The sequence below is a fragment of the Bowmanella yangjiangensis genome (assembly GCF_018531185.1).
Taxonomy (GTDB): domain Bacteria; phylum Pseudomonadota; class Gammaproteobacteria; order Enterobacterales; family Alteromonadaceae; genus Bowmanella; species Bowmanella yangjiangensis.
In genome coordinates this window covers 1,105,493-1,131,024 of record NZ_JAHDJU010000002.1, presented here as the reverse complement: position 1 = coordinate 1,131,024, position 25,532 = coordinate 1,105,493, and the positions used below count along the sequence as shown (strand labels likewise).

18 protein-coding genes and 1 other RNA gene are annotated in these 25,532 nt (G+C 50.1%); 9 read left to right on the top strand and 10 right to left on the bottom strand.

What is annotated here, in order from left to right; translation table 11 throughout:
• Window positions 1-60: 60 nt before the first annotated feature.
• The 3 genes from KJY73_RS14280 to KJY73_RS14270 all read right to left on the bottom strand — a co-directional run bounded on the left by KJY73_RS14280 (window position 61) and on the right by KJY73_RS14270 (window position 4,670).
• A complete protein-coding gene (locus KJY73_RS14280; RefSeq protein ID WP_214344385.1) occupies window positions 61-2,313 on the bottom strand; it encodes an alpha-amylase family glycosyl hydrolase in 2,253 nt (750 codons plus the stop codon).
• 141 nt (window positions 2,314-2,454) lie between these two features.
• Window positions 2,455-3,462, bottom strand: a complete 1,008-nt coding sequence (locus KJY73_RS14275; protein ID WP_214344384.1) for a M48 family metallopeptidase — start codon at window positions 3,460-3,462, stop codon at window positions 2,455-2,457.
• Window positions 3,462-4,670 carry a YjgN family protein gene (locus tag KJY73_RS14270; RefSeq protein WP_214344383.1) on the bottom strand — a complete coding sequence of 403 codons (1,209 nt, stop codon included), beginning with the start codon at window positions 4,668-4,670 and terminating at the stop codon, window positions 3,462-3,464. Before KJY73_RS14270 ends, KJY73_RS14275 begins: the two co-directional genes overlap by 1 nt.
• 232 nt (window positions 4,671-4,902) lie before the next feature.
• Between KJY73_RS14270 and KJY73_RS14265 the strand changes: the two genes are divergently transcribed.
• Window positions 4,903-6,519, top strand: coding sequence for an alpha-glucosidase family protein (locus tag KJY73_RS14265; protein WP_214344382.1), 1,617 nt, complete (start codon window positions 4,903-4,905; stop codon window positions 6,517-6,519).
• Here the strand turns inward: KJY73_RS14265 and KJY73_RS14260 are convergent.
• On the bottom strand, window positions 6,499-6,669 hold the full coding sequence (locus tag KJY73_RS14260) for a hypothetical protein (protein WP_214344381.1): 171 nt from the start codon (window positions 6,667-6,669) through the stop codon (window positions 6,499-6,501). The genes KJY73_RS14265 and KJY73_RS14260 overlap by 21 nt on opposite strands.
• Window positions 6,670-6,766: 97 nt before the next feature.
• On the bottom strand, window positions 6,767-9,514 hold the full coding sequence (gene prsT / locus KJY73_RS14255) for an XrtA/PEP-CTERM system TPR-repeat protein PrsT (RefSeq protein WP_214344380.1): 2,748 nt from the start codon (window positions 9,512-9,514) through the stop codon (window positions 6,767-6,769).
• A gap of 219 nt (window positions 9,515-9,733) precedes the next feature.
• Here prsT and KJY73_RS14250 point away from each other — a divergent pair, with 219 nt between their 5' ends.
• Window positions 9,734-11,590: a DEAD/DEAH box helicase gene (locus KJY73_RS14250; protein ID WP_214344379.1), complete on the top strand. Its 1,857-nt coding sequence runs from the start codon at window positions 9,734-9,736 to the stop codon at window positions 11,588-11,590.
• Between the two features lie 58 nt (window positions 11,591-11,648).
• Here the strand turns inward: KJY73_RS14250 and KJY73_RS14245 are convergent, their stop codons facing one another.
• The 4 genes from KJY73_RS14245 to KJY73_RS14230 are packed head-to-tail and all read right to left on the bottom strand — an operon-like array spanning window position 11,649 to window position 15,926.
• Window positions 11,649-12,860: an FAD-dependent monooxygenase gene (locus KJY73_RS14245; protein WP_214344378.1), complete on the bottom strand. Its 1,212-nt coding sequence runs from the start codon at window positions 12,858-12,860 to the stop codon at window positions 11,649-11,651.
• Window positions 12,860-14,047 (bottom strand): 2-octaprenyl-6-methoxyphenyl hydroxylase, encoded by a 1,188-nt coding sequence (gene ubiH, locus KJY73_RS14240; protein WP_214344377.1) that lies wholly within the window; start codon window positions 14,045-14,047, stop codon window positions 12,860-12,862. Before ubiH ends, KJY73_RS14245 begins: the two co-directional genes overlap by 1 nt.
• Window positions 14,044-15,354, bottom strand: a complete 1,311-nt coding sequence (pepP, locus tag KJY73_RS14235) for a Xaa-Pro aminopeptidase (RefSeq protein WP_214344376.1) — start codon at window positions 15,352-15,354, stop codon at window positions 14,044-14,046. The genes ubiH and pepP overlap by 4 nt, the downstream gene beginning before the upstream one ends.
• A 2-nt stretch (window positions 15,355-15,356) precedes the next feature.
• A complete protein-coding gene (locus tag KJY73_RS14230; RefSeq protein ID WP_206593361.1) occupies window positions 15,357-15,926 on the bottom strand; it encodes a UPF0149 family protein in 570 nt (189 codons plus the stop codon).
• Window positions 15,927-16,242: 316 nt separating this feature from the next.
• Here KJY73_RS14230 and ssrS point away from each other — a divergent pair.
• The 5 genes from ssrS to serA all read left to right on the top strand — a co-directional run bounded on the left by ssrS (window position 16,243) and on the right by serA (window position 19,901).
• Window positions 16,243-16,425: non-coding RNA, 6S RNA (ssrS, locus tag KJY73_RS14225), on the top strand.
• Between the two features lie 192 nt (window positions 16,426-16,617).
• Window positions 16,618-17,037: a DoxX family protein gene (locus KJY73_RS14220; RefSeq protein WP_214344375.1), complete on the top strand. Its 420-nt coding sequence runs from the start codon at window positions 16,618-16,620 to the stop codon at window positions 17,035-17,037.
• Window positions 17,038-17,179: 142 nt separating this feature from the next.
• Window positions 17,180-17,776: a 5-formyltetrahydrofolate cyclo-ligase gene (locus tag KJY73_RS14215; RefSeq protein ID WP_214344374.1), complete on the top strand. Its 597-nt coding sequence runs from the start codon at window positions 17,180-17,182 to the stop codon at window positions 17,774-17,776.
• Window positions 17,777-17,824: 48 nt separating this feature from the next.
• Complete coding sequence (gene rpiA, locus KJY73_RS14210; RefSeq protein WP_214344373.1) at window positions 17,825-18,478, top strand: ribose-5-phosphate isomerase RpiA; 654 nt, start codon at window positions 17,825-17,827, stop codon at window positions 18,476-18,478.
• Between the two features lie 193 nt (window positions 18,479-18,671).
• A complete protein-coding gene (serA, locus tag KJY73_RS14205) occupies window positions 18,672-19,901 on the top strand; it encodes a phosphoglycerate dehydrogenase (protein ID WP_214344372.1) in 1,230 nt (409 codons plus the stop codon).
• A 179-nt stretch (window positions 19,902-20,080) separates the two neighbouring features.
• Here serA and KJY73_RS14200 read toward each other — a convergent pair whose 3' ends face one another.
• Entirely contained in the window at window positions 20,081-21,883 is a 1,803-nt protein-coding gene (locus KJY73_RS14200) for an alpha/beta fold hydrolase (RefSeq protein WP_214344371.1), read from the bottom strand.
• A gap of 126 nt (window positions 21,884-22,009) precedes the next feature.
• Here KJY73_RS14200 and KJY73_RS14195 point away from each other — a divergent pair, with 126 nt between their 5' ends.
• Entirely contained in the window at window positions 22,010-24,007 is a 1,998-nt protein-coding gene (locus tag KJY73_RS14195) for a winged helix-turn-helix domain-containing protein (RefSeq protein WP_214344370.1), read from the top strand.
• 227 nt (window positions 24,008-24,234) lie between these two features.
• On the top strand, window positions 24,235-25,494 hold the full coding sequence (locus KJY73_RS14190; protein ID WP_214344369.1) for an outer membrane protein transport protein: 1,260 nt from the start codon (window positions 24,235-24,237) through the stop codon (window positions 25,492-25,494).
• The last annotated feature ends 38 nt before the right edge of the window (window positions 25,495-25,532 follow it).

Below are 25,532 nucleotides of genomic sequence, written 5' to 3'. Positions count from 1 at the left end.
GTGACACTGTCCTTATCTAAAAGATGGGACTGATTACTGACAACCAGCCCCACCCGTCAGTTATTGAAAAGTATGCAAGGGTAAATCCACTACACCTGAAGCTGTTGCAGACGAGCTGGCTGAGCGGTTAGCGCCAGACTCCCAGGTGACATTCCCCATACTGTCTTTGATGATGTACTTAAATTGGACATTGGTTCCCTTGGGAACACTGACCGGTAAGAACCATTTCCACCACTCACTTGGATTGGGATTATGGAACGCATCCAAGGCTTTGGCCGGATCCCAATTACCCAGTTCAGGGACATTCCCCACCACATACACTTGCTCCCCTGGCTGGGTGTAAGCCACCACATGGAAGATCATCTGGTTCTGATCATCGGATAGCACTTCAAATGCAAAGGTATTACTGGTCACCCCACCTTTTACCACGGACACCGAGCGAGAACCGGCAGCAACAGCTGGGATAGTCACAGTTGCACTGTGATAATCGTTGGCGACAACAGTGGCATTGGTGGTGTCAAATTTCACCTGCAACGCGCCGTCAAGACCAGTACCAAAGAGTTTGACCTGATTACCGCTACGCCCAATAGTGGATTGCATGTCACCAATCTTTGGCGCAGTACCTAGGCTAGGGTCATAACTCCATACATTGACTTCTTGCTGACTAAGCTGGAATGACGCCAGTTGTCCACCACTAACACTAACACTGCTACCGCCCAGCTCAGCGGTCAGCACGTCGGTATAGGTGCCGGCTGCCATCGAGGTGGAAAGCGCAGGCACGGTGTAACTGTTGTAGGGACTGCGGTTAACCGCAATAATGACTTGTTTGTCGTAGAACTTACGGGACATTACCAGCACGTCGGCACTGGAATACAAAATGCTGGTTTGGCCATAGGCTAATGCATCATTTTGCTGGCGCAGTGCCGATAGCTTTTGAATGATTTTGTAGGCCCTGGTGGTTTGACTGAAGCTGGTATCGGTTTGCATAAATACCCGCCCGCCATTCTCACTACTGTCATGACCGTTCACATACTGCTCAGTACCATAATAAATGTTCGGAATACCGCGCGAGGTTAATGTCAGGGCCAGCGCCACATCCAAACTGCGCTGGTCACTGTTTACCCGCAAGAAGCGCGGTACATCGTGGTTATCGATAAAGGTAACCGTTTGATTTTCATAGGCGTAGTCGTTATCGGTGTACTGATAAAAACTGGCCAGATCCTGCATATTTTGCGAACCGTTGCCTATTACGTTGGTCAGGGTACGAAAATATTCAAAATCCAGATTGTTGATACCAGTGCGGTCGGGAAACGACTCATATTCCCCGTACTTGGGATCGGGCTTACCAATAAAGAACTCACCAAAGTGGGTTACGGCACCCCCTGGTGCTGAATCTATGGCGTCTCTGAAACCTTTGGCAAAAGCCGGATTCATATGCAAAGTAGCATCGTGACGATAACCATCTATGCCCTTGCCTTTCCAAAAAGTAGCCGCACCTTCTAAATAGGCCACTACCTCGGGAAGCTCATGGGTAAAATCAGCCAATGAGCCAAGGTCACGATAACGATAGCCAAAGCGGCTGCTGTCGGAGCCTCGGTCACCTATACTGTGGAACCAACCGGGATTGGTTGTGCCATTGGGATCAGCAATCAGGTTGTCACTGCTACCGTCGCTGTTTAAATCAACCGGGTTACCGTTTCCATCAAATACAAAATTGCCGTTGCCGTCACGATCTGGCTCGTAAAGCTTACCGTTTTCTGCTGCAAAACTATTGGTGGGATTCTGCCAACGGCTACTGTGGTTGGAAACAAAGTCGATAACAACCTTAATGCCTTCGTTGTGAAGCGCATTGACCATGTCGGTAAAATCCTTCATGTCACCAAAATGCGCATTAGTGCGGTAGTAATTGCTGACATGGTACCCATGATAGCTGGACCACACCATCTGACCGCCGCCAGATTGATAATCAATGATAGGTTCGTCGCGGTTGGCATAAGGTGCTGAAATCCAAACCGCCGTTACCCCCATGTTCTTTAAGTAGGGAATTTTGTCGATGATGCCCTGAAAATCGCCGCCCTGATACAACTTAAGATCACTACCAGTGCCATCAAAAATCTGAGACGGGGAACCAGTAGGAATGTTATTGGTGCTGTCACCATCGTAAAATCTGTCGGTCAGGATTTGATATACCACATCCTTACCTGTTACCGGCCCGATGGCTTGCTGCGCCAGTGCCAACGTGGAAAAGCAGGTTAATGCCAGTAAGCTAAGTTTGCTGCGGATACTTGCGTATCTGAAATGACGGAACTCCATGCTATGCCTCCTATTCGTGATTGAAATCGCGAAGGTACCGCTCGACTCTTCATCCTTCGCGACCAAGTAAAAGGCAATTACATTTGGTTAACAACAGACTGCATACGTATTCAGCAAAGATACGTACAGACTATTCCTGAACTATCGACGGGCATTATCAATCCGGTCTTTTAACATAGGGTGGGACGACAACCACCGTTCCATACTGGAAGCCGGGGCCAGACTGGCGAGCTTTTCCATTGCCAACGCAAAACTTTCACCGTCTTGTCCGAGCTTGTCCAATTGCACCAGCGCGTAATTATCAGCCTCCCATTCCAGATCTTGGGAAAACTGGTTTTGCACTAAGGTAGTAGAAGCGCCCGCGAATAAATCAGCCATACCGGACATATCGCCAAACAGATAGCTGATGACAACAGAAGAGGCCAATGTCTGAGCAATAAGGCGCATAGAGTGACGATGCTCTACATGACCAATTTCATGCAGCAATACCGCCTGTAACACCTGTTTGTCTCCTTCCAGCAAGGCCACCAGTTGATCGGTAATCACAATAGTACCGTTTGGCAAGGCGAAGGCATTTGGCCCAAGCTTTTCAGCGTGACGAAACTGGATATGATACCGACTTGGTGGCAGTCCCAAGCGACTTACGGTGTTCTGCCAGTAGGTCAGATATTCCTGTTGGGTTGCCTGGTTAAGCTGACTGGGTTCCAAAATAGATTCATCCAGCGCCAGCAAGGTATGTTCAGATGCAGTATTGATATACGCCTGTGGAACGTAATGTGCAAAGCTGACCGCCATAGCCGGTATACCGAACTTAAACAGCCCAAACAGAAATAAGGGGGCCAGCACCAGACTGGCTATCACGCCCCATCTGTTTGTTTCCAGCGCAGCCAGGCGGGCCGACAGCTTCTGCCCATCCAACCAGCGATTAACCTCTGCGGACGCAGGAACATGCAGCAGGCCGCCATCCGGCAATTTAATATCCCTTGGCATACGGCCAAGTGCAGCCGGACTAGACACACTTTGTTTGGTATAACTGTGCCAACTGTCGCTGACCAGAACACGCAACTCTCCCTCACAAAGGTGCACAAGCACCGGGCAGCTAGCGCTGCTGCCCGGTGGATACAGAGTTCCTTGCAACTCGTGACGCATCAAGTCAGGCCTATATCCATATCGAATATATCCGACACTTCTTCGGCGATGGCATTAGGCTCGTCGCTATACTCAGCCAGCACCTGGTCAGCCTCGCTTAGCACTTTGATATGGGTGGCTTCGGCAAATAGTATTGCAGTTCTGACTTTAACCCAGGGATAAGCCAAACCAAGGCTGCAAACCAGCATCACCAGATTCACCAGACGCAACTTGGCAAGTGCCCAGAAACTAAGCGCCGATTCAAGCTCTGCTACATTATCGATTTGGGTGTTGTTATACAGATGGTTACGAATCTGTGCCTGGTAGTAACAGCTCGCCACCGTCAACACTAATACATAGACAAGCATGGTCGCGACAAGAAAGCCCGTAGCCGCCGCACCGCCAGGTTCTTGCATGGCACCGCCTCCGGCCAGAAAAGCAATCAACATAGCGGCTGGCACAAAAATGACGGTAGCCACGATACAGGCAATAATGCTGGTACCTATGGCGGCGACATAGTATTCACCGGTGCGCAAATGAGTCTGGAACTGACGGTCCCCAAAACGCATGCCACCATAGATAAACTCATCGATCTTCTTCAAGACCAGCGGCATGGTCAGATAGAAAGTAAAAATGCTCAGAATCGGATAGATCATGAACAATACATAGGCCCGCCCAAATCCGCCACGAAAGGCAAACCTGATATTTCGATAGGCTGTCATACGCATATTGAAGCGTAAGCTAAGACAGATCATCACCGGCATCAGGGCAAACAGCAGTAGCATGATAACAACCGCCACAAAGGGACTAAGGTAACTGGCCAGAAAATAACTACCGAACAGCAGTAAGCCAATAATGCGACCTTTTAGAATTTGTAATGGCTCAGCCAGATAACTGAATCTATGCCCATCTGCTTCCAGATTGCCATAAAAATATCTGTTGGTTCGCACCTTCGCCCAGGCAGAGTAAACACCCAGTGTCACTATGCTGAGTAGCAGATTAACAATCCAGATACCGAAAAACTCTTGTCCGTCACCGTGAAAACGCACTGCCGAGCGGCGCGCCACGCCTGATGTCTTGCCGGTTGAGGCGGTTTGCGGCTCTTGCTGGCGATGAGCTATCCAGGCATCCAGTATCTCGGCATGCTCAGGATGCATGGTGTCATCTAGTTGTTTACGAGCCTCATAAAGCTCGCTGAGGCTGTAAGTTGAATAATCGATGGGTTCCATTTTTTCCCCTGAAGTACTGTGATATTCCATTTTGCAGCCCTATTCCAAGGGCTTAGGCGCAAGCATAAGCGAAGACACTGGCCAGGAAAAGCAAAGCGTAACAAAGTGTATCAGCAGCCCATTATTCGGCTCGCCAGGTGAGGTATTCGCGTTGAATACGTATGCAGGGTTTTTACAGTCGCAAGGCCGCTGACGTATCCTTCGGCAATCGTAATTAATCATCAAGCATTCCATGACAGAGCAGCCATGGTGGCGGGGCGCCGTCATCTACCAGATATATCCACGCAGTTTTTTCGATACCAATCAGGATGGCATTGGCGATTTGCCAGGCATCATAGAGAAACTGGATTATGTTGCCAGCTTAGGGGTAGACGCTATCTGGATTTCGCCCTTTTTCAAGTCTCCCATGAAGGACTTTGGCTACGATATCAGTGATTACCGCGATATCGACCCAATGTTCGGCAACATGACGGACTTTGAAAGGTTGGTGGAAAAAGCCAATCGGCTAGGTATCAAGCTGATGATTGATCAGGTGCTTAGCCACACCTCAGACCAACACGCTTGGTTCGAGGAAAGCCGTCAGTGCAAGGACAATCCGAAGGCCGATTGGTACGTATGGGCTGACGCCAAAGCAGATGGCTCCCCCCCGAATAACTGGCTGTCGATTTTTGGTGGCAGTGCCTGGCAGTGGGAGCCGAGACGCTGTCAGTATTATTTGCATAACTTCCTGGTCAGCCAACCGGATCTGAACTTCCATAATCCTGATGTTCGCCAGGCTGTGCTGGATAATGTCGAATTCTGGCTGAAGAAAGGGGTACATGGCCTGCGTCTGGATGCCATTAACTTCTGTTACCACGACGCACAGCTGCGGGACAACCCGGCCAAACCAGCACATGAACGCAAAGGACGGGGTTTTCGAGAAGACAACCCGTACGCCTTTCAATATCACTACTTCAATAACACTCAGCCAGAAAACCTGGGCTTTATTGAAGCACTCAGAGCACTGCTGGACAGGTATCCCGGTACGGTTTCCCTTGGTGAGCTGTCATCGGAAGATTCGTTAGCCAGCATGGCCGAATACACCGAAGGCAACAAACGCCTGCATATGGGCTACAGTTTTGAGCTGCTTTGTGATGATTTCTCGGCAGCTTATATACGCCAAACAGTGGAAACACTGGAAAACAAAATGCTCGATGGCTGGCCGTGCTGGGCAATCAGTAACCATGATGTGGTCAGAGCCGCCAGTCGCTGGGGTAAAGGCGATGCTTCCCCACAGTTGGCCAAATTACTGCTGGCCATGCTGTGCTCATTACGCGGTAGCATCTGTTTGTATCAGGGGGAAGAGCTTGGCCTACCGGAAGCAGAATTGGCTTATGAGGACCTACAGGATCCCTACGGTATTACCTTCTGGCCGAATTTTAAAGGGCGTGACGGATGTCGCACCCCGCATCCTTGGCTAAGTACACAACATGGCGGTTTCAGCAGCCACAAACCCTGGTTGCCCGTACCTGATGCGCATCTGCCGCTAAGTGTGGAAGCGCAGGAACAACACCCAGATTCGGTGCTGAATTGTTACCGTAAGCTGATGAAATGGCGTAAAGCGCAACCCGCTCTGCTATTTGGTGATATTCAGTTTATCGATACAGACGAACCCATTTTGGCATTTGTCAGGGAATGGCAGGGTGAACAGCTACTTGCCTGTTTCAATTTGTCAGGTGAGGCCGCAACTATGGCAATTCAACAATCACTCGGCGAGTTAATTGAGGGACATGGTGTGACAACTGGCACAATAGTGCAAAACACCATCCACCTGCCCCCTTACGCCTGCCTATTTGCCAGGCTCGGGTAGAGAGTCAATGTGCAATTCCTCAAGCAGGCTTTCTAACGCCTGCTTGAGTTGTCGCATTTCTTCGACACAGGAGGGATCAGCCTCCAAACAATTATTAAATTCCCTGAGCTTATCTTTTAACTGCACAATGGATTTGGGCGTGGCAGCCATTTTTTATATTCCTTGCTTATGAGCAGGTTATTTTTTGCGCAACAAAGCCTAACAGATTTTTTGCTGAGCTGAAAAGCAACTTTTCAGCTCAGTTGTCTTATAGTTGTCCTGCTAACTTGTCTGCTCGTTCCTGAGCCCCCTCTTGCTTGTATTCGCGCTGGGCTAATCTGCGTTTAGCGAGTTCCTTCTTACCCCTTTTAATCAGTAGATCAACATAGTTAAGGTAGACCTCATCTGTCACCGCCTCGCTGTTTACGGCCTGCTCCAGATAGGTCTCGGCCTGCGCCATCTCTTTCTTAGCTATCAGTATTTGCGCGGCGGTATCCAATACCGAAGGCTCCGTTGGATTCAGTTCTATTGCGCGCTTGGCAAACTTCTCAGCTTCATCCAACTTGTTTTGTTCGAACAGCAGATAAGCCAGGTTGTTTAGCACCAGATAATTGGCCTCATGTAAAGCCAAGGACTTTTTATACAAGTCAATGGCCTTGCCTTTATCTCGCGATAACTCCTGCTCAGCCAGTAACATGATGGCAGGTAAATCTCTGTCATTTTGACCAACATGCTGATTAAGCATCTGATAGGCCTGGTCTTTTTGACCCAAGCGGTTATAACAGAAAAGCGCCAATGTCAGGTTGCGCTGATTCTGTTTAGATTCATAGGCTTCTAGAATATTTGGCAAGGCATTCTGACAGTCACCTTCTCCGGCCAGTAGTCTCCCCAGCATCCCTTTGCCTGTAGGGGTGGATTTAAGCGCTGCGGGCAATGTATCAAACTGTTTGCGCCCTTCGGCATAATTGCCTTTCATTAACAAAAAGTGGGTATAAATCTGCAAAAAACGTACATCGTCAGGGTATGACTCCAGCATAGACTTAGCCAGCGTCAATCCTTGATCAAAGTTGCTACGTACATCCAGCAGGAAGAGTTTGCCAAGAATAGCGCGCGTATTTCCAGGTTGTGCTTTCAGCCATCTGTCATAATGGGCCTCTGCGTCCACCACCTTGTCACTTTGCAAGTATGCTTTACCCAGCAAATCCCAGTATGCACCGGACAGAGCCTTATCATCCTCGTCCTTCACCGCTGCCAATAAAGCAATAGTGTCTTGTCTTTGACCCAAAATCATATAGGCGTTGGCTAATAGCAAACGCAATGACATGTTCTGAGGTTGCTTGTCAAAAGCCAGCTTTATCTTTGCCAGCCCCTTTTCACCTTGCTGCTGCACGTGCGTCAGATCAAAATAACGTGACAAGGCGGCAATATTGTCCGGGTAGTCCTGCAAAAACGCGGCAAGTTCCTTACCACCTTCTTCGTATTGTTTGTCCACCAGTTGAATATCAATCAGCGCCAAGCGCACCTTAGGATTATCAGGGGAAAGCGCTTTGGCTTGCTGCAGCTCGGCCATGGCCTTGTCTTTTTCACCCTTGCGCTGATAAGCCGTTGCCGCCAGCAGGTAACCTTGCTCTGACTCGGGTTCTTGCTTCTTCCAATCCGCCGCTAAAGACAGGGCTTTGTCGTATTGTTTGGTTGCCAAGTAGGCTGTGGCCAAGGTGGTACGAGTGACTTCCTGATCCGGTGCCTGCTCTAGTGCTTGTTCCAGATTCAAAATGCCATCTACGTCATTCATAGACAGTTGCAGGATGCCCAGGCGGGTTAAATCCAATGCAGAATGACTAACCTGCTCTGATTTCTCTATCATGGCCTGAGCTGCCTGTAAGTTTCCCTCTCTTAACAGGCCAAAGCCGGCGGCAGAAAACAGCGAAGCATCGTCTTCATTAGTGCCTTCCAGCTTGCTGAGGGTTTCCTCAGCCTGATCAGTCAAGCCTAGTTTTAACTGCGCAGCTGCCAGCAAACGCAAAGCAGGATGGTTAGGCGGAAGATCGCTTGCCACTAAGGACAAATGCGTGCGCGCCCCCTCATAATCTCCGCTCTGGTAAGCTGCAAAGCCTGCGGTTAGACGCATGGCGGGATCTGTGGTTTCTTTTAACAGGGCTTTCTCGGTATAGGCCTGGGCCGCTTCGAAATCACCGGCGTCGGCTCGGCTAAGCCCCTTGAGCTGGTTAAGACGTGGATTGTCTTTACTCAGTTTCAACAAGGCATCCACTAACGGCTCAGCTTCTTTAGCACGGCCGTTATCCGTGAGCAAACGCGCCAACATAAAGGTAATTTCATGATCCTGAGGATTAGCCTCATGATAAGCCTGATAGGTAGCAATCGCCTCACTCACTTCGCCCTTCTGCAACTGCAGACGGGCCTTCAATTTCAAAGCATCTGGTTGTGCGGGGGTGGCACTGAGAATGTCATCCAACTGGATTTTTGCGGCTTCAATATTCTCTTCCAAGAGGAAGCCGTACACTAATGCCAATGACTTAAAAGGTGACTTGGTCTGATAGTTTTTAATTTCTTCGATCAAGCTTCTGGCTTTCTCTTTTTGATCCAACCTGACCATGGACTCCAATCGATAAAAACCAACCTCAGCGGCTTCCGCTTCACTTAAGCCTGCATAGCGATTCGCCAGTTTGCTCAGTGCTACGTCAGCACCGGTTTTCTGATAGGAGCGGGAAAGCAGTGGCACGACCTCTGCCGCTGGATGGCCATACTCCATGGCCCTGTTCAACTCTTTCTCTGCATCCTGATACTGACGTTGTTCCAGGTACAGTTTGCCCAATTCAAAACGCGCTTGTGCATTTTGTGGCGCAACCTGCACGGCATTTTTTAACTGCAGTACCGCGGCCTGCGTATCGCCTTTAGCCAGGGCATCTCTGGCGGCAGAAAGATAACTGTCTGAATCTTTTGGAGAACAGGCCAGCAGGCTACCGAGCACCAGGGAAGCAATGAGAGTTCTACGCACTTGAAATCCTTATATCTGCGAAAGGGGTCACTAAGCTAGTTAACTCCCTAGGCTATTGCGCTTGAGACTTTATTGCAATGACCAAGATACGCTTTTGCAAAGGATTATTGGCATAAATTTGTCCACAACATGGTGTAAGTTGCGCTGATCTAATATAATAGCGCTTTTGCAGTCGGCCCAAGCAGTTGTAATTGCCTTGCCACCCTTTCAGGATCCCAGATGACCAGCACCACAGACCTCAGCTTCAAAGACCTTAACCTGCCAGAGCATTTGCTCCAAGCCCTGGAAAAAGTGGGGTATGAAAAGCCTTCCCCTATCCAGGCGGAGAGCATTCCCCTGCTGTTGGCAGGCCACGACCTGCTGGGACAAGCACAAACCGGTACAGGTAAAACGGCGGCTTTCGCTCTGCCTATGCTGGCCAGACTGGATCCTGAAGATACCACCACGCAATTGCTGGTGTTAGCACCGACCCGCGAGCTGGCTATTCAGGTAGCTGAAGCTTTTCATACCTATGCCAGCTTCAATCGTGACATCAAAGTACTTCCGATTTACGGTGGTCAGTCTTATGACAACCAGATCCGCCCCCTTAAGCGTGGTGTGCAAGTGGTGGTGGGTACTCCTGGTCGTGTTATCGACCATATCAAGCGTGGCACGCTGAAACTGGACAAGCTGAGATTTCTGGTACTGGACGAAGCCGATGAAATGCTGCGCATGGGCTTTATAGACGATGTGGAATGGATCCTCAGCCACGCCCCTAAAGAGCGCCAGACTGCGCTGTTTTCAGCGACAATGCCGGATCGTATCCGCAACATCACCAACAATTACCTGAAAAATCCTAAGCTGGTAAAGATTGCTTCCAAGGTCAGCACTGCTAGCACTATTCGTCAGCGTTTTTGTCAGGTTGCTGGCCATCACAAGCTGGAAGCCCTGACCCGTATTCTGGAAGTGGAAGAGTTTGACGGCGTTATCATATTCGTACGTACTAAGACTGCTACGCTGGAACTGGCGGAAAAGCTGGCTGCCCGCGGCTATGCGGTGGAACCGCTAAATGGTGATATTCCGCAGAATTCCCGTGAGCGCACAGTTGAGCGTCTGAAAGAAGGCAAGATTGATATCCTGATTGCCACCGATGTTGTTGCCCGTGGTCTGGACGTAGAGCGCGTCAGCCATGTTATCAACTTTGACATTCCGTACGATACCGAATCCTACGTACACCGCATCGGTCGTACCGGTCGTGCTGGACGTCAGGGTGACGCTATTCTGTTTATCTCGCATCGCGAGAAGCGTTTGTTGTTTGCAATCGAAAAAGCCACCAACCAACGCATTGAGTCCATGCCGATTCCGTCTGTTTCTGAACTAAACGAACAGCGTCTGAAGCGCTTCAAGCAAGCCGTGGTTGAAGCCATGGAAGATGACAGCATTGAGTCGTTGATCCCTATTATTGAAGCCATTCAAGCCGAAACCGAAGCCACCCCGGAAGTATTGATGGCAGCACTGGCGAAAATCGCACAAGGCGAAGAACCTTTGCTGCTGAAAGAAACTGATCGCCCGGATCTGTCAGAGCGCGCCCCTCGTGGTGACCGTCCAGAGCGTGGTGAAAGATTCCGCGAACGCGGTGAGCGTGGCGAAGGTCGCGGTCGTGGTGACAGAGGTGGCGAACGTGGTGATAGAGGTGGAGAGCGCGGTGACCGTGGCCCCCGTCGTCGCAGTACGCCAGATGAAGGCATGCAGCGTTACAAGTTGGAAGTCGGCCATGCCCACGGTGTTAAGCCAGGCAATATCGTTGGTGCCATTGCCAACGAAGCCGGTATCGAAAGCAAGCACATCGGCGCTATCGAAATTTACGACAACTACAGCACGGTGGATTTACCTCAAGGTATGCCGGCTGAGATCCGTCAGATCCTGCAAAAAGCCAGGGTTGCCGGTCAGCGCATGAACTTGCGTGAATGGTCTGATGAGCCACCACGTCGCGACAACCGTGACAAGCCAAAGTTCGACAAACCCAGAGGCGACAAGCCCAGAGGTGACAGACCTCGTTCGGATCGCCCAAAACGCGACAGAGCAGACAAAGAGTAAAAAAGAAAAAGGGGCCAGATGGCCCCTTTTTTATTCAGCTAAAAAATGCCTATTTCAATCAAATCAGCGGTTTAGCTAGGCTCGGTGTATCGCCTGCCAGACCAGCAGCCATAGCCATAGCTTGTTGCTTCACCAACGGCAAATGATTGATGGCCGACATGCCGGCCCCGCGCATGAGCTTTTTCAACGGATGAGCACCGCTGAACAAGGTTTTAAAACCGCCCATCGCCGCAAGCATGCGCACCGCTTCGGCTTTACGCCAGCGCTCATAAGGGCGCAGATTAGCCAGTAAACCGATATCTTTATTATCAGATTTAAGCTTTAGTAAACGTTCCGCCAAGGCGGCAGCATCCATCAACCCCAGATTAGCACCCTGCCCCGCCAATGGATGAATAGTATGGGCCGCATCACCCACCAGTACCAAACGCTCATCCAGCCAGCGCCTGGCATAACGCATGGTTAAAGGGAACGCTAGCCTTTTGCTGTGCACCTGACATACCCCAAGTCTGGCATCAAAAGCACTGGTCAACGCATGAGAAAAGGCTTGCTCATCCAAAGTCATCAATCGGTCAGCTTCACAGGTGGTTGCTGACCAGACAATAGAGCACAGGTTCTCTTCATACAGTGGTAAAAACGCCAATGGTCCATCCGGTGTGAAGATCTGTCTGGCACAAGCGCCGTGCGGCAACTCAGTCTGTACTGTGGCAACGATTGCTTTATGTTGATAGTCGGCAAAGCTGATAGGCAGCCCGGCTTGCTGTCTTATTCTGGAGTTGGCACCGTCCGCACCGACCAACAAGCCGACCCGATAAGTGTTGCCATCCGCCAATTGCAACTCAACCCCATCATCCTGTCGTTGCCAGGATTGTACTGATACTGGCGCCAGTAGCTGGACATTATCAGCATCCAGCAAAGACTCCCACAAGGCATTCACCACCACCTGATTCTCGATAATATGCCCGAGATGACCTTGATGCAGCATCTGATGGTCAAACTCAATCGCAGCAAAACTATCCTGTTCCCACACTTGCATATGACTATAGGCTTGCAAGCGAGCAGCTTGAATAGCCGGCCAAACGTGCAGGCGGCGCAACAAGTTCTCGCTGGCCTGGTTGATGGCACTAACCCTGAGTTCAGGCTGTTCGGCCAAAGGCTTAAGAGGAAACTGCTCGTCTACCACCAATACCGACAACTTACTGTTCTTCAGGGCGCTGGCCAGGGCCAGCCCCACCATCCCGCCGCCGATAATGGCAATATCAACATGCTGCATCAGTTTTCTCCGTTATAGCCCATGGCTTGCCACGCCAGCAGATTTTTAACCCCCTGACAGCCTTGTAAAAGCGACAAGCCCAAATTACGTCCTATCACCAGTGGTGCATGCTGATTAGAGAAGATTCGCACCAGTCCATCGGTTAGACCAATCACTTTACGTTGATCCCAGTGGCGCTGCTGTTGATAGCGCTGTAACAGGTCGAAACCACCAGGGTCAGCGCCATTAAGCTTATTTAACTGCGACGCCAGTTGCTGCACATCTCGAAGCCCGAGGTTAAATCCCTGCCCGGCAATGGGGTGTAAGGTATGAGCAGCGTTGCCCAGAATCACAGCTCTATGCGCTATGCCGCGCTCGGATTGCACTAACCTTAGCGGATAAATAGCCCGTTGACTGACCCGGGTAAAACGCCCTAAATCGTAACCAAAGGCCTGTTGCAGGCGATGCAGAAACTGAGTATCCGATAGCTGACCAAATTCATCCTGACTCGCCGCATCCAGGCTCCAGACCAAACCGGCCTGACGCTCGTCGATAGGCAATAGGGCTAGTGGACCATTTGGGGTGAATCGTTCAAAAGCTCGTTGATGATGGGGCTGTTCGGTTTCAACATTGGCCACCAATGCCACTTGGCCATAATCATTGATGTCACTGCTAACCCCTAGCATTCTGGCCGTGCTGGAGTCACCGCCATCGGCCACCACCAACAATCGGGTTGTCAGTTGTTCACCCGAGGTAAGCGAAACCTGCACGGTGTCGGCTTGTTGTTGCACCGCTTTAACCTGCTCCGGACAAAACCATTGCATAGCTTGCGTGGCGAGCTGCGAATACAGCATATTGCCAAGGTGCTGCTGACTAATGACATAGCCCAGGGCTTCAATGCCCTGACTTTTGCTGTCCAGATAACACTGACCCAAATGTCCCTTGTCGGTAATCTTGATACTCAAAATAGGGGTGCTGGCGGCCTGCAGCGCGGACTTAAACCCGAGCTGCCAAAGGTAGTGGGCGGAATGACGTGCCAGTGCCAGAGTACGACTGTCAAAACCAGGATGGTTTTGTTGAGCTTCATACGGCCGGGCTTCCACTATGCCCAGTTTCAGCCCGGAATTTGCCAGGGCGCGCGCCAACAAACAACCGACGACACCGCCACCCACAATTAATACGTCCAGATTGATACGCTGTGATTTCACTGCTTCGCCATTAGTGCTTCTATCTCTGCAATCTGCTTGGGACAGGCGGCGGTCAGGTTTTCATGTCCACCAACTGTTACCAACAGATTGTCTTCAATACGGATCCCAATGCCGCGCCACTTGGCGTCCACATCGGCCTCTTCACTGATATATAAACCCGGCTCTATGGTTAATACCATGCCGGCTTCAAGAGGCAAGTTTTCGCCGTCGCGCTTGTAATCACCCACATCATGCACATCCAGTCCCAACCAGTGACCTATGCCATGCATAAAGTAAGCGCGGTAGCTCTGCGAATTGATATTGTCTTCCAGTTCGCCGGATAAGATACCGAGCTGGATCAATCCTTGGGTTAAAACCCTGACGGCCGCATCCATGGCATCAGGTAAAGTACCGCCAGGACGGATATGCTCAAAAGCCGCCATTTGCGCATCCAATACAAACTGATAGAGCTGAGCCTGTGCAGGATTGAACCGCCCATCAACCGGGAAAGTACGGGTTATATCAGCGGCATAGCCTTCCAACTCAGCACCGGCGTCAATCAACACCAGGTCGCCGGCTTTCAGCTCATCAGCATTTTCCGTGTAATGCAAAATGCAGCCATTCACGCCACTGCCAACTATGGTGCCATAAGCGGGATATCGTGCGCCTTGCATGGCAAACTCATGGTGCAGCTCTGCTTCCAGTTGGTATTCAAAGCGGCCGGGCTGACAAAACCTCATTGCGCGAATGTGCGCCTGACAGGAGATATCCGCAGCGCGACGCATTAAACTCAGTTCCGCCTCTGATTTGATATGCCGAAGAGCATGTAAGTTCGGACGAATATCCTGCATCAGGTTGGGCACATTAAAGCCGCGTTTAGGCGTATTGCGCAGCGCAGCGAGGGCCTCAAACAAGCGATTATCCAGCGCATTGTCTGCGCCCTGGGCGAAGACTAAACGTGTTTTACCGGTCAGCCTGGCGAACAACTCTTGATCAAACTCGGCTAAAGGAAAAGCCTTATCCACCCCCAGGACCTCAACCGCACGCTCGGGCCCAAGGCGACGGCCTTGCCAAATCTCGGCAACAGGATCCCGCTCGCGACAAAACAACAAGGCTAAGCTGTTGCCCTGGTACTTTTCCAGCAGCAGTATGGCGTCAGGTTCGTTAAATCCACACAGATAAAGAAAGTCGCTGTCCTGGCGAAATGGAAATTCTGTATCCCGACTGCGAGTGACTTCCCGCGCTGCCGGAATCACACAGACCACGTCGTTTTCCAGACTATCCAGTAACTTCTGTCGCCGCGCGGCAAACTCGCTCTTGTTTATCATGATTAGTGCAGGGTTTTATTGGTTTGTGCCGAAGGACCGCGATGTGCGCCTAACTCACTGAAACACAGCATGGCAGACATACGTACATATTCCATCACTTCAAACAGCGCCTGCTCGGACTCTTCGTTCTCCGGCATTTCTTCGTCCATGCGGGCAATTTCAGCGAAATCTTCCAGCGCTTCTTTGACGTCTTCCGAACAGCGGGTTAAATCGGCCTGATGCAATCCGAACCCGAGCATAAACCCCTGCACCCAATTAACCAGTGCCTGACCACGGTCGTTAATCGGAGCCGCATCGTCGGGCATACACAAGAGCAGAGCAAAATCTCCGGCTTTCAACTGCTCACAAGTCAAATCAAACAAAGACTGTACGGCATTCTTTACCTCAAGTGGCAAAGCTTCGCCCTGGTTAACAAAATCAGCCAGCGCGCCCATCCATTCTTTATTGTCCGTCGGCATACCGCCAGCCAGCATACCAATCTGCATACCTTGCAACTCTGCGGCGTCACTAGCGATGCTATGACGGTCCAAAAGTGCGCTTAACTCATCAAAGGTGTTGTTCAGGCTGCTCAAACCTATTCCATCCCAATCAATTTCATAATCTGCATATTACCCCCAAACCCGCCCACACAACAGCGTTGCCGCAACGTGCAATGCGTTGGATAGATTATGCCTTGTGCAATACGCTGGTTTATTCGGCTATCGGTCAGTTAGCACTGGTTTTCCTGCCAGGCTAAGGCCTATAATGAGCAGGTCGAGATGCTACTGCTACAACAATCACAATAACGTCGGTGCCTATGCGCCCAGCCGCACTCTCTTTACACGGAAAATCCTGATACGGATATATAGAAATTCGGCTCATCCGCCCTGGCGGGTTAGCCAACCGGTTTGTCTCCTGAAGTGTTCGCCAGTTCAGTAACGTCCCTGGCCGATGCTATCAACTCAGGGGGTTGATTCGGCTGCTTTTGTGCAGGCTCGGCTCGTACCGAGAAGCCTACGGTAGTGATGATACTCCCGCCCTGAACTTTTCGGTTCTAGGGCTAATTCTGGGCAGCGGCATTTTGGGAGACGCCCTCTTCTTTCTCTCTTTTACTTCTTCAAGCCAAGTACTACTCGGAATGATATCTGCGGTCTGTGGATGCATAGCTACTAACATTCACCAAAATTCTATTTTTAAGAATATAAAGTTAAATTTTACCTAATTTTAATTCTTAAAATTCGGACTATCATTAATCTCGTCAACCACATTTAACGAGGCATATTGATGAAAACCGAAATCCTGACCATCACACCCGATTCTACCTTCTCTTCGCTAACTAACCTGTTGGCACGAGTACTATTAATTATTTTGTTTTTCCTGGCTGGCACCAGCAAAATCAGTGGTTATGAAGCCACAGCTGGCTGGATGGATGCTATGGGCGTACCCGGCAGCCTGCTGCCGTTGGTGATTTTGGCCGAGATTGGCGGCGCACTGGCACTGCTGGTCGGTTTTCAAACCAGGCTGGTAGCCTTATTGTTGGTGCTCTTTACCCTAGCCTCTGCCTTTATCTTTCATATGAATCTGGCCGACCAAACCCAGTTCCTGATGTTCTTCAAGAACCTTTCTATCAGCGGTGGCTTCCTGGCCCTGATGCTATTAGGTGGCGGTAGATTCAGTCTGGATGCCAAGCTTAACAAAGCTTAAGGTCAACCCAAGGCCGTCTGCAGACGGCCTTGGTGCTTTTGCACTTCACAAGTTCAATCAACCAATCGCAACCACGTCCCTTGACATTCAAGGCAATCCCAGAGAAAAGAAGGGGCATATAAACTTTCGGCTCACATAACTGATGTCTGTATCCAGCCCGAATTCACTACGCCAACATTATCGCGCTTGCCGCAACGCGCTTTCACTTCAGGAGCAACGACAGGCTGCCAATTGCCTGGTCGAACAATGCAAGGAGCTTGCCGCCTTCCAGCAAGCCACTCGCGTGGCTTTATATCTGGCCAATGACGGAGAGCTTAACCCCTGCGAACTGATAAACCATTGCTGGCAACAAGGTAAAGCGGTGTACCTGCCGGTATTGCACCCATTTACCCCGGGAAATCTGGTATTTGTGCACTACCATCCTAACTCCCCTATGATCGCTAACAAGTACGGTATCGCCGAGCCGAGGGTAAGTAGCAGCAATATCTGTCCACTACCGTGGCTGGATATTGTGTTTACCCCGCTGGTCGCTTTTGATAAATCAGGTAACCGTATGGGAATGGGAGGCGGCTACTACGACAGAACCTTAAGGCCCGTAGAACGTGACCAGCTTAAGGTAGAAGTTATCGGCCTGGCCCACAACTGCCAGCAATGCGATAACTTGCCGGTTCAGCCCTGGGATATTCCTATGCATAAAATTATAACCCCCGGCAAAATCTTTCATTTCCAAAGCCGCTGACATTGAGGGATGATATGCACCCGGCTTATTTTCCTGGTGCAACCTCACATGAACCAAAACGAACTGAAGAAAGCCGCCGCTCTGGCAGCCTTGGATTTTATTGAAGATGACAGCATTGTAGGTGTCGGCACAGGCTCTACGGTAGGCTATTTTATTGACGGACTGGCCAGCATTAAGCACAAGCTGCAAGGTGCGGTATCCAGTTCCGAAGATTCATCTAACAAGCTGCGCGCCCTGGGTATCGAGGTATTTGACCTCAACTCAGTGGATAATCTGGATCTGTATGTCGACGGTGCGGACGAGATCACCGTACACAAGCATATGATTAAAGGCGGTGGCGCTGCACTTACCCGCGAGAAAATCGTTGCTGCTGTAGCAAAAACCTTTGTTTGTATAGTAGATGGCAGTAAGCAGGTTGATGTGCTGGGCAGCTTCCCATTACCCGTTGAGGTGATCCCTATGGCCCGCTCTTATGTGGCCCGCGAGTTGGTCAAACTCGGGGGGGATCCGGTCTGGCGCCAAGGCGTGGTGACAGACAACGGTAATGTGATCCTGGATGTGCATAATCTGGAGATTCTAAATCCAGTGGAACTCGAAGCAAAAATTAATCAGATCGTTGGGGTAGTCACCAACGGCTTATTTGCCAAGCGTGGTGCTGATATTGTGCTGGTCGCCAGTGAATCAGGCGTGAAACAACTCTGAAACAACTGATATACATCCTGGCCGCCAATTGAAATAGTGCTCAAATTGGCGGCAAATTCAGCAAAAATTCCCTTTTCGAATAACTTCAGTTCTGTTATTTTAGACGTCCAGACGCCTACATTTAGGAATAACTATTCCAATTAAGCGGATGGTTATTCATTCCCCAAGCATGCAAACCAAGTTGGAAATTTCGATGAGCAAAGTGTCACTGCCAAAAGACAAAATCCGTATTCTGTTATTGGAAGGATTGCACCAAAGTGCCCTGGAAACCTTGAAAGCCAATGGCTACACCAATATCGAGTACCTCAAGACCTCTCTGCCTGAGGCCGAACTCATTGAAAAAATTCAGGATGTACACTTTATCGGCATCCGTTCCCGTACCCAACTTACCGAAAATGTGATCGAAGCTGCGCAAAAGCTGGTTGCCATTGGTTGCTTCTGTATTGGTACCAACCAGGTGGATTTAGACGCCGCACAGCGTCGCGGTATCCCGGTTTTTAACGCCCCATTCTCCAATACCCGGTCGGTTGCTGAGCTGGTACTAGGTGAGATTTTGTTGTTATTGCGAGGTATTCCGCAGAAGAACGCCCAGTGTCATCGTGGTGGTTGGGACAAGAGTGCAGTAGGCTCATTTGAAGCGCGCGGTAAAACCCTGGGTATTATCGGTTATGGTCATATCGGTACACAGTTGAGCATTATGGCAGAGCATATCGGTATGCGCGTGCAGTTTTACGATATCGAAGACAAACTGGTGCTGGGTAATGCTCGCCAGATTAAGAGCCTTAACCAGTTGCTGAAAACCTCTGATGTCATCAGCCTGCATGTACCTGAAACACCGCAGACCAAGAATATGATTGGCCCGGCCGAGTTAGATGCCATGAAGCAAGGTGCTATTCTTATCAACGCATCACGTGGCACTGTGGTCGACATCGATGCCCTGGCCGACAGCATTAAAGATAAGAAGCTGTCCGGTGCTGCCATCGACGTATTTCCGGTTGAGCCAAAATCTAACGATGAAGAATTCGTTTCTCCATTGCGCGGCCTGGACAACGTATTGCTGACCCCACACGTAGGCGGCTCTACTCAAGAAGCCCAGGAAAACATCGGCATAGAAGTCGCGGGCAAAATGGCCAAATACAGTGACAACGGTTCGACCTTGTCGGCGGTAAATTTCCCCGAAGTATCGCTGCCTGAGCACCGCGGTCGTTCACGCCTTCTGCATATTCACCGCAATATTCCAGGGGTACTGACCAAGATCAACCAAGCCTTTGCTGAAATGAACATCAACATTGCTGCCCAGTATCTGCAGACAAACCCAGAGATTGGTTACGTGGTAATTGATGTGGATTCTGACGATGCCGAGCAAGCCTTCCAGCGTCTGATCAGCATTGAAGGCACAATTAAGACTCGTATCCTGCACTAAGTTAAGCGCCCTTCGAGAGCAAAATTGCTCTAACAATGCCGTTCACCAAAAGTGAACGGCATTTTTTATATCAACAACAAATAGCTATCTGTCATCACAAAGATCCTAAGGGCACGAAGTGAAGACGTGCCCGCATTCCTTGTCACTTTTTGTGCCCTTTATAGTAAGCGGCTTCTACACTACTTCCCTTGGGCCACCAGCCAATCAATGGCCTGCTTAATAGCTTCAGGCTTTTGAAACATCACCATATGGTCGGTCTGTTCCAGGCTGATATATTGCCCGCTGGAAAATTCGGTAACCTGTTTACTCCAGGCCGTGCCTTCTTGTTGCCACAGACGCAGCATCTCAGCGTTATCTGGGTTATTCTGGATGTCCTTCTCCTCGAAATCCGAGTCAATCACAGACACCGGCACCGAGCTGGGTAAGGCAAGGGCGGCGTAAGCATCAAGGTCATTGGCATAGAAGGCGATTTCCCTGGCCCTGGTTTGTTGCGGCCCAACCAGCATGCGCTGCTGGCTGACTACGTCCAGGAAATTCCAGTCCATCAGGTGCGCCACCGCCTCTGGAATCAAAGCCGCAATCTCCTCTCGCTCTACTACCAGTTTGTTCCAGGTCCGGGCTGTCCACTTACCCTCGGCCAATATTGGCAGCAGCGCATCCAGGTTGGCCAGATACCAATCGGCAGGATAACCTTTGTACAGACTCAATGAGTGAGGCCCGGCAATATCCGGATCAATCCACAGCATGCCGGCCAGTTGAACGTCATCACTGCGGTGCTGATAGAACTGGCTGGCTGTAATACTGGCGCTGGAAAAGGCCACCAGTAGCACATGTTTCTCATTGATTTCATTCAGAATACTATTTATATCCTCAGCAAAGCGGGTCAGATTAACCTCTTCGCTCATATCACTGAAGCCATTACCCAGTCTGTCAATGCTGTGTACCCGGTAAGTTTGCGCCAGATAGGGCTGCAACAACGAATACCAGGCGGAATCATTAAAGTAGTTATAGTTAAAGCCCGGTAGTAACAAGATAGCTGGACCAGTATTCTGCTCCCCCATACTACGCACATGAAATTTCTGCCCTTGCACTTCAACCAGCTGAGAGTGCTCCGGTAGCTCTGGTGCATCCAGACCGGCGAAGAACGTCAGGATCTGATTGGAAGTATCAAAATTAGAAAATCTCCAGCTGTGACCTCCACCAATGATGCTGTGTAGCTGCACCTTCTGGGCGCCATTAGTGTAATGGATTAAGCCGATATTCTGTTCCGAAGATTTGAGCAAAGGGTTAGGCAAGCTACCATTCAACTCTGCCAACCTGGCTACCGCTTCCTGACTAGACAATAGGCCAAAATTGGCATGATCACTGCCATAGTAGGACAGCACATTGTCCGCGGTACCATGTACCATCATTACTGATACAGGGGTTTGCATTGGACAGCTCTGTGCCAGTTGTTTAGACATTGGCGCACCGACTGTCGCTATGGCTTTAACCTGGTCACCCAAATTGCACGCGACGTTTTGTGCAAACAAGGCGCCTTGGGAGAAGCCCGCCGCATATATTTCCCCTTCTTGCAGCGCGTAGCGCTTGCCTACATCTTCGATAACTTGCTGGATAAATCCCAGATCATCGGCACCCTTACGGTGAGCGATATTACAGTCACAGCCTTCATTCCACTCCACTTCCAACGACTTAGGGTAGGCAACAATGTAGTCAGAACTAAGCTGCTCAAAACGCGCTGAGCTGCGCATACCGCCGCTGCTTCCGCCTGAACCATGAAAAACCAGCAATAGTTTGTGTTCTTTGTTCTTATCAAAATTAGCGGGTAACCCCAGCAAATAACTTCGCTCACCTAGCTGAATATTCTCTGAGCTCTCAGCTGGCTCTGCCGCACGACCACTATTGCCGGAAGAACCACAGGCTGTTAGGTTGGTTATTATCATCGTCAGGGCTAGTAGCCCCCCCAGTGACACAGATTTCATAGCAAACTCCTTTGTTAGGTATTCAGTAACCTAACGATCCGGGCTGTTTGGCGACATCACTGGTACTGATATTTTTGTGATGAAAAGCTTACGAATAATAAAATATAGTAAAATCAGGAAGATAAATTGAGCTTACTTGATCAGGAAGAAATCCGCCTGGGCAATTTAGTCCTATCCAGGCAAAGCCGCGAACTTCGCTCAGCAGGGCATAAAATCGCACTTGAACCCAGAGTCTACGAATTATTGCTGCAAATGCTCAGCAGCCCCAATTATCTGGTCAGCCGCGACCAACTGATAGATAGCGTCTGGCAGGGACGCGTAGTCAGTGACAGCGCCATCAACCGGGCTATATCACAATTACGAAAATGTCTGGCTGAGCTGGATCCTGAAATGGAGTATATAGAAACGCTGCCAAAACTGGGTTACCGGCTAAAAGTTGTGCCTGAAGCGGACTATCCCACGCCTTCAACTGCCTCAGCTAAATGGCCATTTTTTTTGCTGGCCGCAGTGGCCGCAATAATGATTATCTGGTGGCAAAACGGGGTTAATACTCTCCCTGTATCAGAGCGTCTAACCATTCATAATAAAACCGTGCAGCCAATCAGTGGTGAGGATGGGATTGAGTTCGACCTAAGTCTGTCACTAGACGGAAAAATTATCTTGTTTCATAAACCGGATGCAAACGGACGCATTCAACTATGGCTGCATCGTGGCGCACAGCGTTACATGCTTAGCCGGGGAGAAACCGATCATCTGGATGCTAAATTAAGTCCTGACGGTAAACAGATGGTATTTGTGCAGCAGGACGACAGCTGTAAAGTGATGCTGGCTGATATCGCCCAGAACCAAATGACCGCCTCACCGCTATTTGATTGTCATCCGGATAACGCCTTACGCTTTGTCTGGATGCCGGATAGCAAAGGTTTCTACTACCGTTCCAGACAAGATAAAACTCAGCCTTTTGCTATCTATGCCTACCGTTTAGATACGCGCATAGGTCGTCAGCTAACCTTGCCCGTCAGTATCAGTAATGGTCTGGGGGACTTCGCCATGACACCAACCCATGAAGGCGAACAACTGGTGGTAGCAACTTATCAAAGCCAGCAAAAAACCGTACTGACAACGTATCGCACTGAGGATATGTCTGTTCTCGGCCAAAATGAAATGACACTCGGCGTTAAAGACATACAGTGGCATCAGGCGACTAACAGTCTAATCGTCAGCAATGGCCCGTATTTGTATCAATGGTACAACAATGAAGTGTCGCCTTTGTTCTATGCCGGACAACCTATCCAGTCTTTTGCGGTATCAGGGCAACAGTTGGTGTACAGCGATAGCCTGCAACGCACCTCCATTTGGCAAATGCACCTTTCCAATGCGTCACTTGAGCAGCGCATCACCAGCTCAAAGCTGGATTTACAACCCAGGCTCAGCCACGACGGCAGTCACATGGCATTTATCAGCACGCGCCAGGGTAAACACCAGATCTGGTTGCAAACTGGACTGTCTGAAGCAAAAGTTCTGGCAGACTTACCTGCTGGCTTTACCCGGCTTAGCTGGCAAGCCGATGATTCAGCCCTGCTCTATTCATATCAAGGCGGCATCTACCAGGTGCAAGTAAAAGACGGGACGACCACACAGCTTCTGTCAGAACAAGCCCAGGCCTATGTGGTCAATCCTGGCCCGGATGGCGCACTGTTGTATAGCAGCATCAAAAGCGGCGACTGGCAGCTATGGCTGTGGCATCCGGATTCAGGACATCGTCAGTTGACCGAGCAAGGCGGCTACAGCGGTTGGATTTGGCAAGGCCAGCTATTTTACAGCAAATACCATCAAGCTGGTTTATGGCAAAAGGACCTCAAAAGTGGTAACGAGACCCTGCTAATAGATGATTTTGCTGTCACTAACTGGCTGAACTGGCAACTGATGGACGGTAACATTATTTACCATCGTCCAGGCGTTGGACTGTTCGACTTTAATCCTCATACCCAAGAAGACCGACTGCTCCTGACACAAAGCGCCGACTTTGTTCATCAATACAGTTTTAGTGGCGACCAACTGGTATTTGTTCAGGCAGATACTGCACAGGGGGATATCTACCGATTAACCTTAGCCTCGCCTTAAACCTTATGCAGCCTGTGAGCATTATCCAACATAGCAGCAATTGCGCAGTTACTGCTCACTGGCAACTACAACGCAACGTAGAATTAACAACTTAGCGCAATTTTGCAGCGAACGCGCTTAAGTTAGTCGCTTAATTGCAGGAAAGTTACGACAAATCCCTTACTATCCCGCCTCCGATCTCCGTATGATCGGCCCCCTTACCCTCTAGCAGTATTAAAAGAGACAACATGCAACTGAACAAAACCCTGCTGGCAGCCAGTATTGCCCTGCTATCCTTAAACGCTCACGGCGCCGCCTTTCAACTAGGTGAACATAGTGCTGCTGGGTTAGGCCGCGCATTTGCCGGTGAAGCAGCCATTGCAGAAGATGCCTCGGTGCTGGCCAGAAACCCAGCCCTGATGTCTGAATTTACCCGTAACCAGGTCAGCCTGATAGCCAGCTATGTTAAGCCCGATGTCAGCCTTAAAGGAACCGGCGCACCTTCTTATGCTGATGCATCCAAACTTGACGATAGCAGCATTGCTCCCTCGGCCATCATTCCCGCCGGTTATATGGTGATGCCCATCAACGAGCAATTCGCCTTTGGCTTTGGCGCTTTCTCTAACTTCGGTTTATCCACTGAGTTTGCTGACGACTATGCCGCTGGGCAGCTGGCTGGCCAGACCGAAATCGTGACGGTAAATATGAACGCCAGTCTGTCATATAAGATAAACGAGCAATTCGCCATTGGTGGTGGCCTTAACTATGTTTATGCCGACGCCAAGATTGTGCGCCACTTTGGCACTTCTCCCCTACCCATCCCCGCCCAAACCGAAGCCGCTCGCCTGGAAGGCGACGATTATGGTTTTGGCTGGAACCTGGGGGTAAGCTATGAGCCGTCCGAAGGTCACCGTTTTGGTCTGCATTACCGTAGCGAAACCGATATCAAGTTTGCCGGTGAATACAGCAACCAACTTCCCGCCCAGCTGGGGGGCTTGCAAGGGCAAAGCCTGCCGGGCCGGGTAGAAATCAGCCTGCCAGCAATAGCAGAGTTTTCAGCTACTCATCAATTGGATCAAACCATCGCCCTTCACTACAGCCTGATGTGGACTCAGTGGAGCAGCTTCGACAAGTTGGAAGCCTTTGTTCCAGGGCGTGAAACACCGGTTTTCCACAAGCAAGAAAACTTCTCCAACTCCTGGCGCTATGCCATAGGTGCAGACTACCAGTTAAATGCAGAAACTAAGTTGCGCGCCGGTATTGCCTACGACAAAACGCCAGCAGATAAAAACCATATGTCTATTTCCATTCCGGATACTAACCGCTTGTGGTTGAGCGCTGGTGCCAACTATCAGTTCAGTGATGTTTCATCCCTGGATTTGGGCCTGAGTATTCTGCGCGGTGTAAACCGCCGATTTAGCGAAACCGACAATCTGGGCCAAGTTTGGCAGTTTGAATCTGAAGGTAACGCCTATCTGTTTGCCGCTCAGTACAATCTGGCGTTCTAAAGCTTGATAAAAAAGCCACCTTTCGGTGGCTTTTTACT

Coding starts and splice junctions, on each gene's coding strand:
- KJY73_RS14280 (WP_214344385.1), bottom strand. CDS start 2,313: ATGGAGTTCCGTCATTTCAGATACGCAAGTATCCGCAGCAAACTTAGC.
- KJY73_RS14275 (WP_214344384.1), bottom strand. CDS start 3,462: ATGCGTCACGAGTTGCAAGGAACTCTGTATCCACCGGGCAGCAGCGCT.
- KJY73_RS14270 (WP_214344383.1), bottom strand. CDS start 4,670: ATGGAACCCATCGATTATTCAACTTACAGCCTCAGCGAGCTTTATGAG.
- KJY73_RS14265 (WP_214344382.1), top strand. CDS start 4,903: ATGACAGAGCAGCCATGGTGGCGGGGCGCCGTCATCTACCAGATATAT.
- KJY73_RS14260 (WP_214344381.1), bottom strand. CDS start 6,669: ATGGCTGCCACGCCCAAATCCATTGTGCAGTTAAAAGATAAGCTCAGG.
- KJY73_RS14250 (WP_214344379.1), top strand. CDS start 9,734: ATGACCAGCACCACAGACCTCAGCTTCAAAGACCTTAACCTGCCAGAG.
- KJY73_RS14245 (WP_214344378.1), bottom strand. CDS start 12,860: ATGCAGCATGTTGATATTGCCATTATCGGCGGCGGGATGGTGGGGCTG.
- pepP (WP_214344376.1), bottom strand. CDS start 15,354: ATGATAAACAAGAGCGAGTTTGCCGCGCGGCGACAGAAGTTACTGGAT.
- KJY73_RS14220 (WP_214344375.1), top strand. CDS start 16,618: ATGAAAACCGAAATCCTGACCATCACACCCGATTCTACCTTCTCTTCG.
- KJY73_RS14215 (WP_214344374.1), top strand. CDS start 17,180: ATGTCTGTATCCAGCCCGAATTCACTACGCCAACATTATCGCGCTTGC.
- rpiA (WP_214344373.1), top strand. CDS start 17,825: ATGAACCAAAACGAACTGAAGAAAGCCGCCGCTCTGGCAGCCTTGGAT.
- serA (WP_214344372.1), top strand. CDS start 18,672: ATGAGCAAAGTGTCACTGCCAAAAGACAAAATCCGTATTCTGTTATTG.
- KJY73_RS14200 (WP_214344371.1), bottom strand. CDS start 21,883: ATGAAATCTGTGTCACTGGGGGGGCTACTAGCCCTGACGATGATAATA.
- KJY73_RS14190 (WP_214344369.1), top strand. CDS start 24,235: ATGCAACTGAACAAAACCCTGCTGGCAGCCAGTATTGCCCTGCTATCC.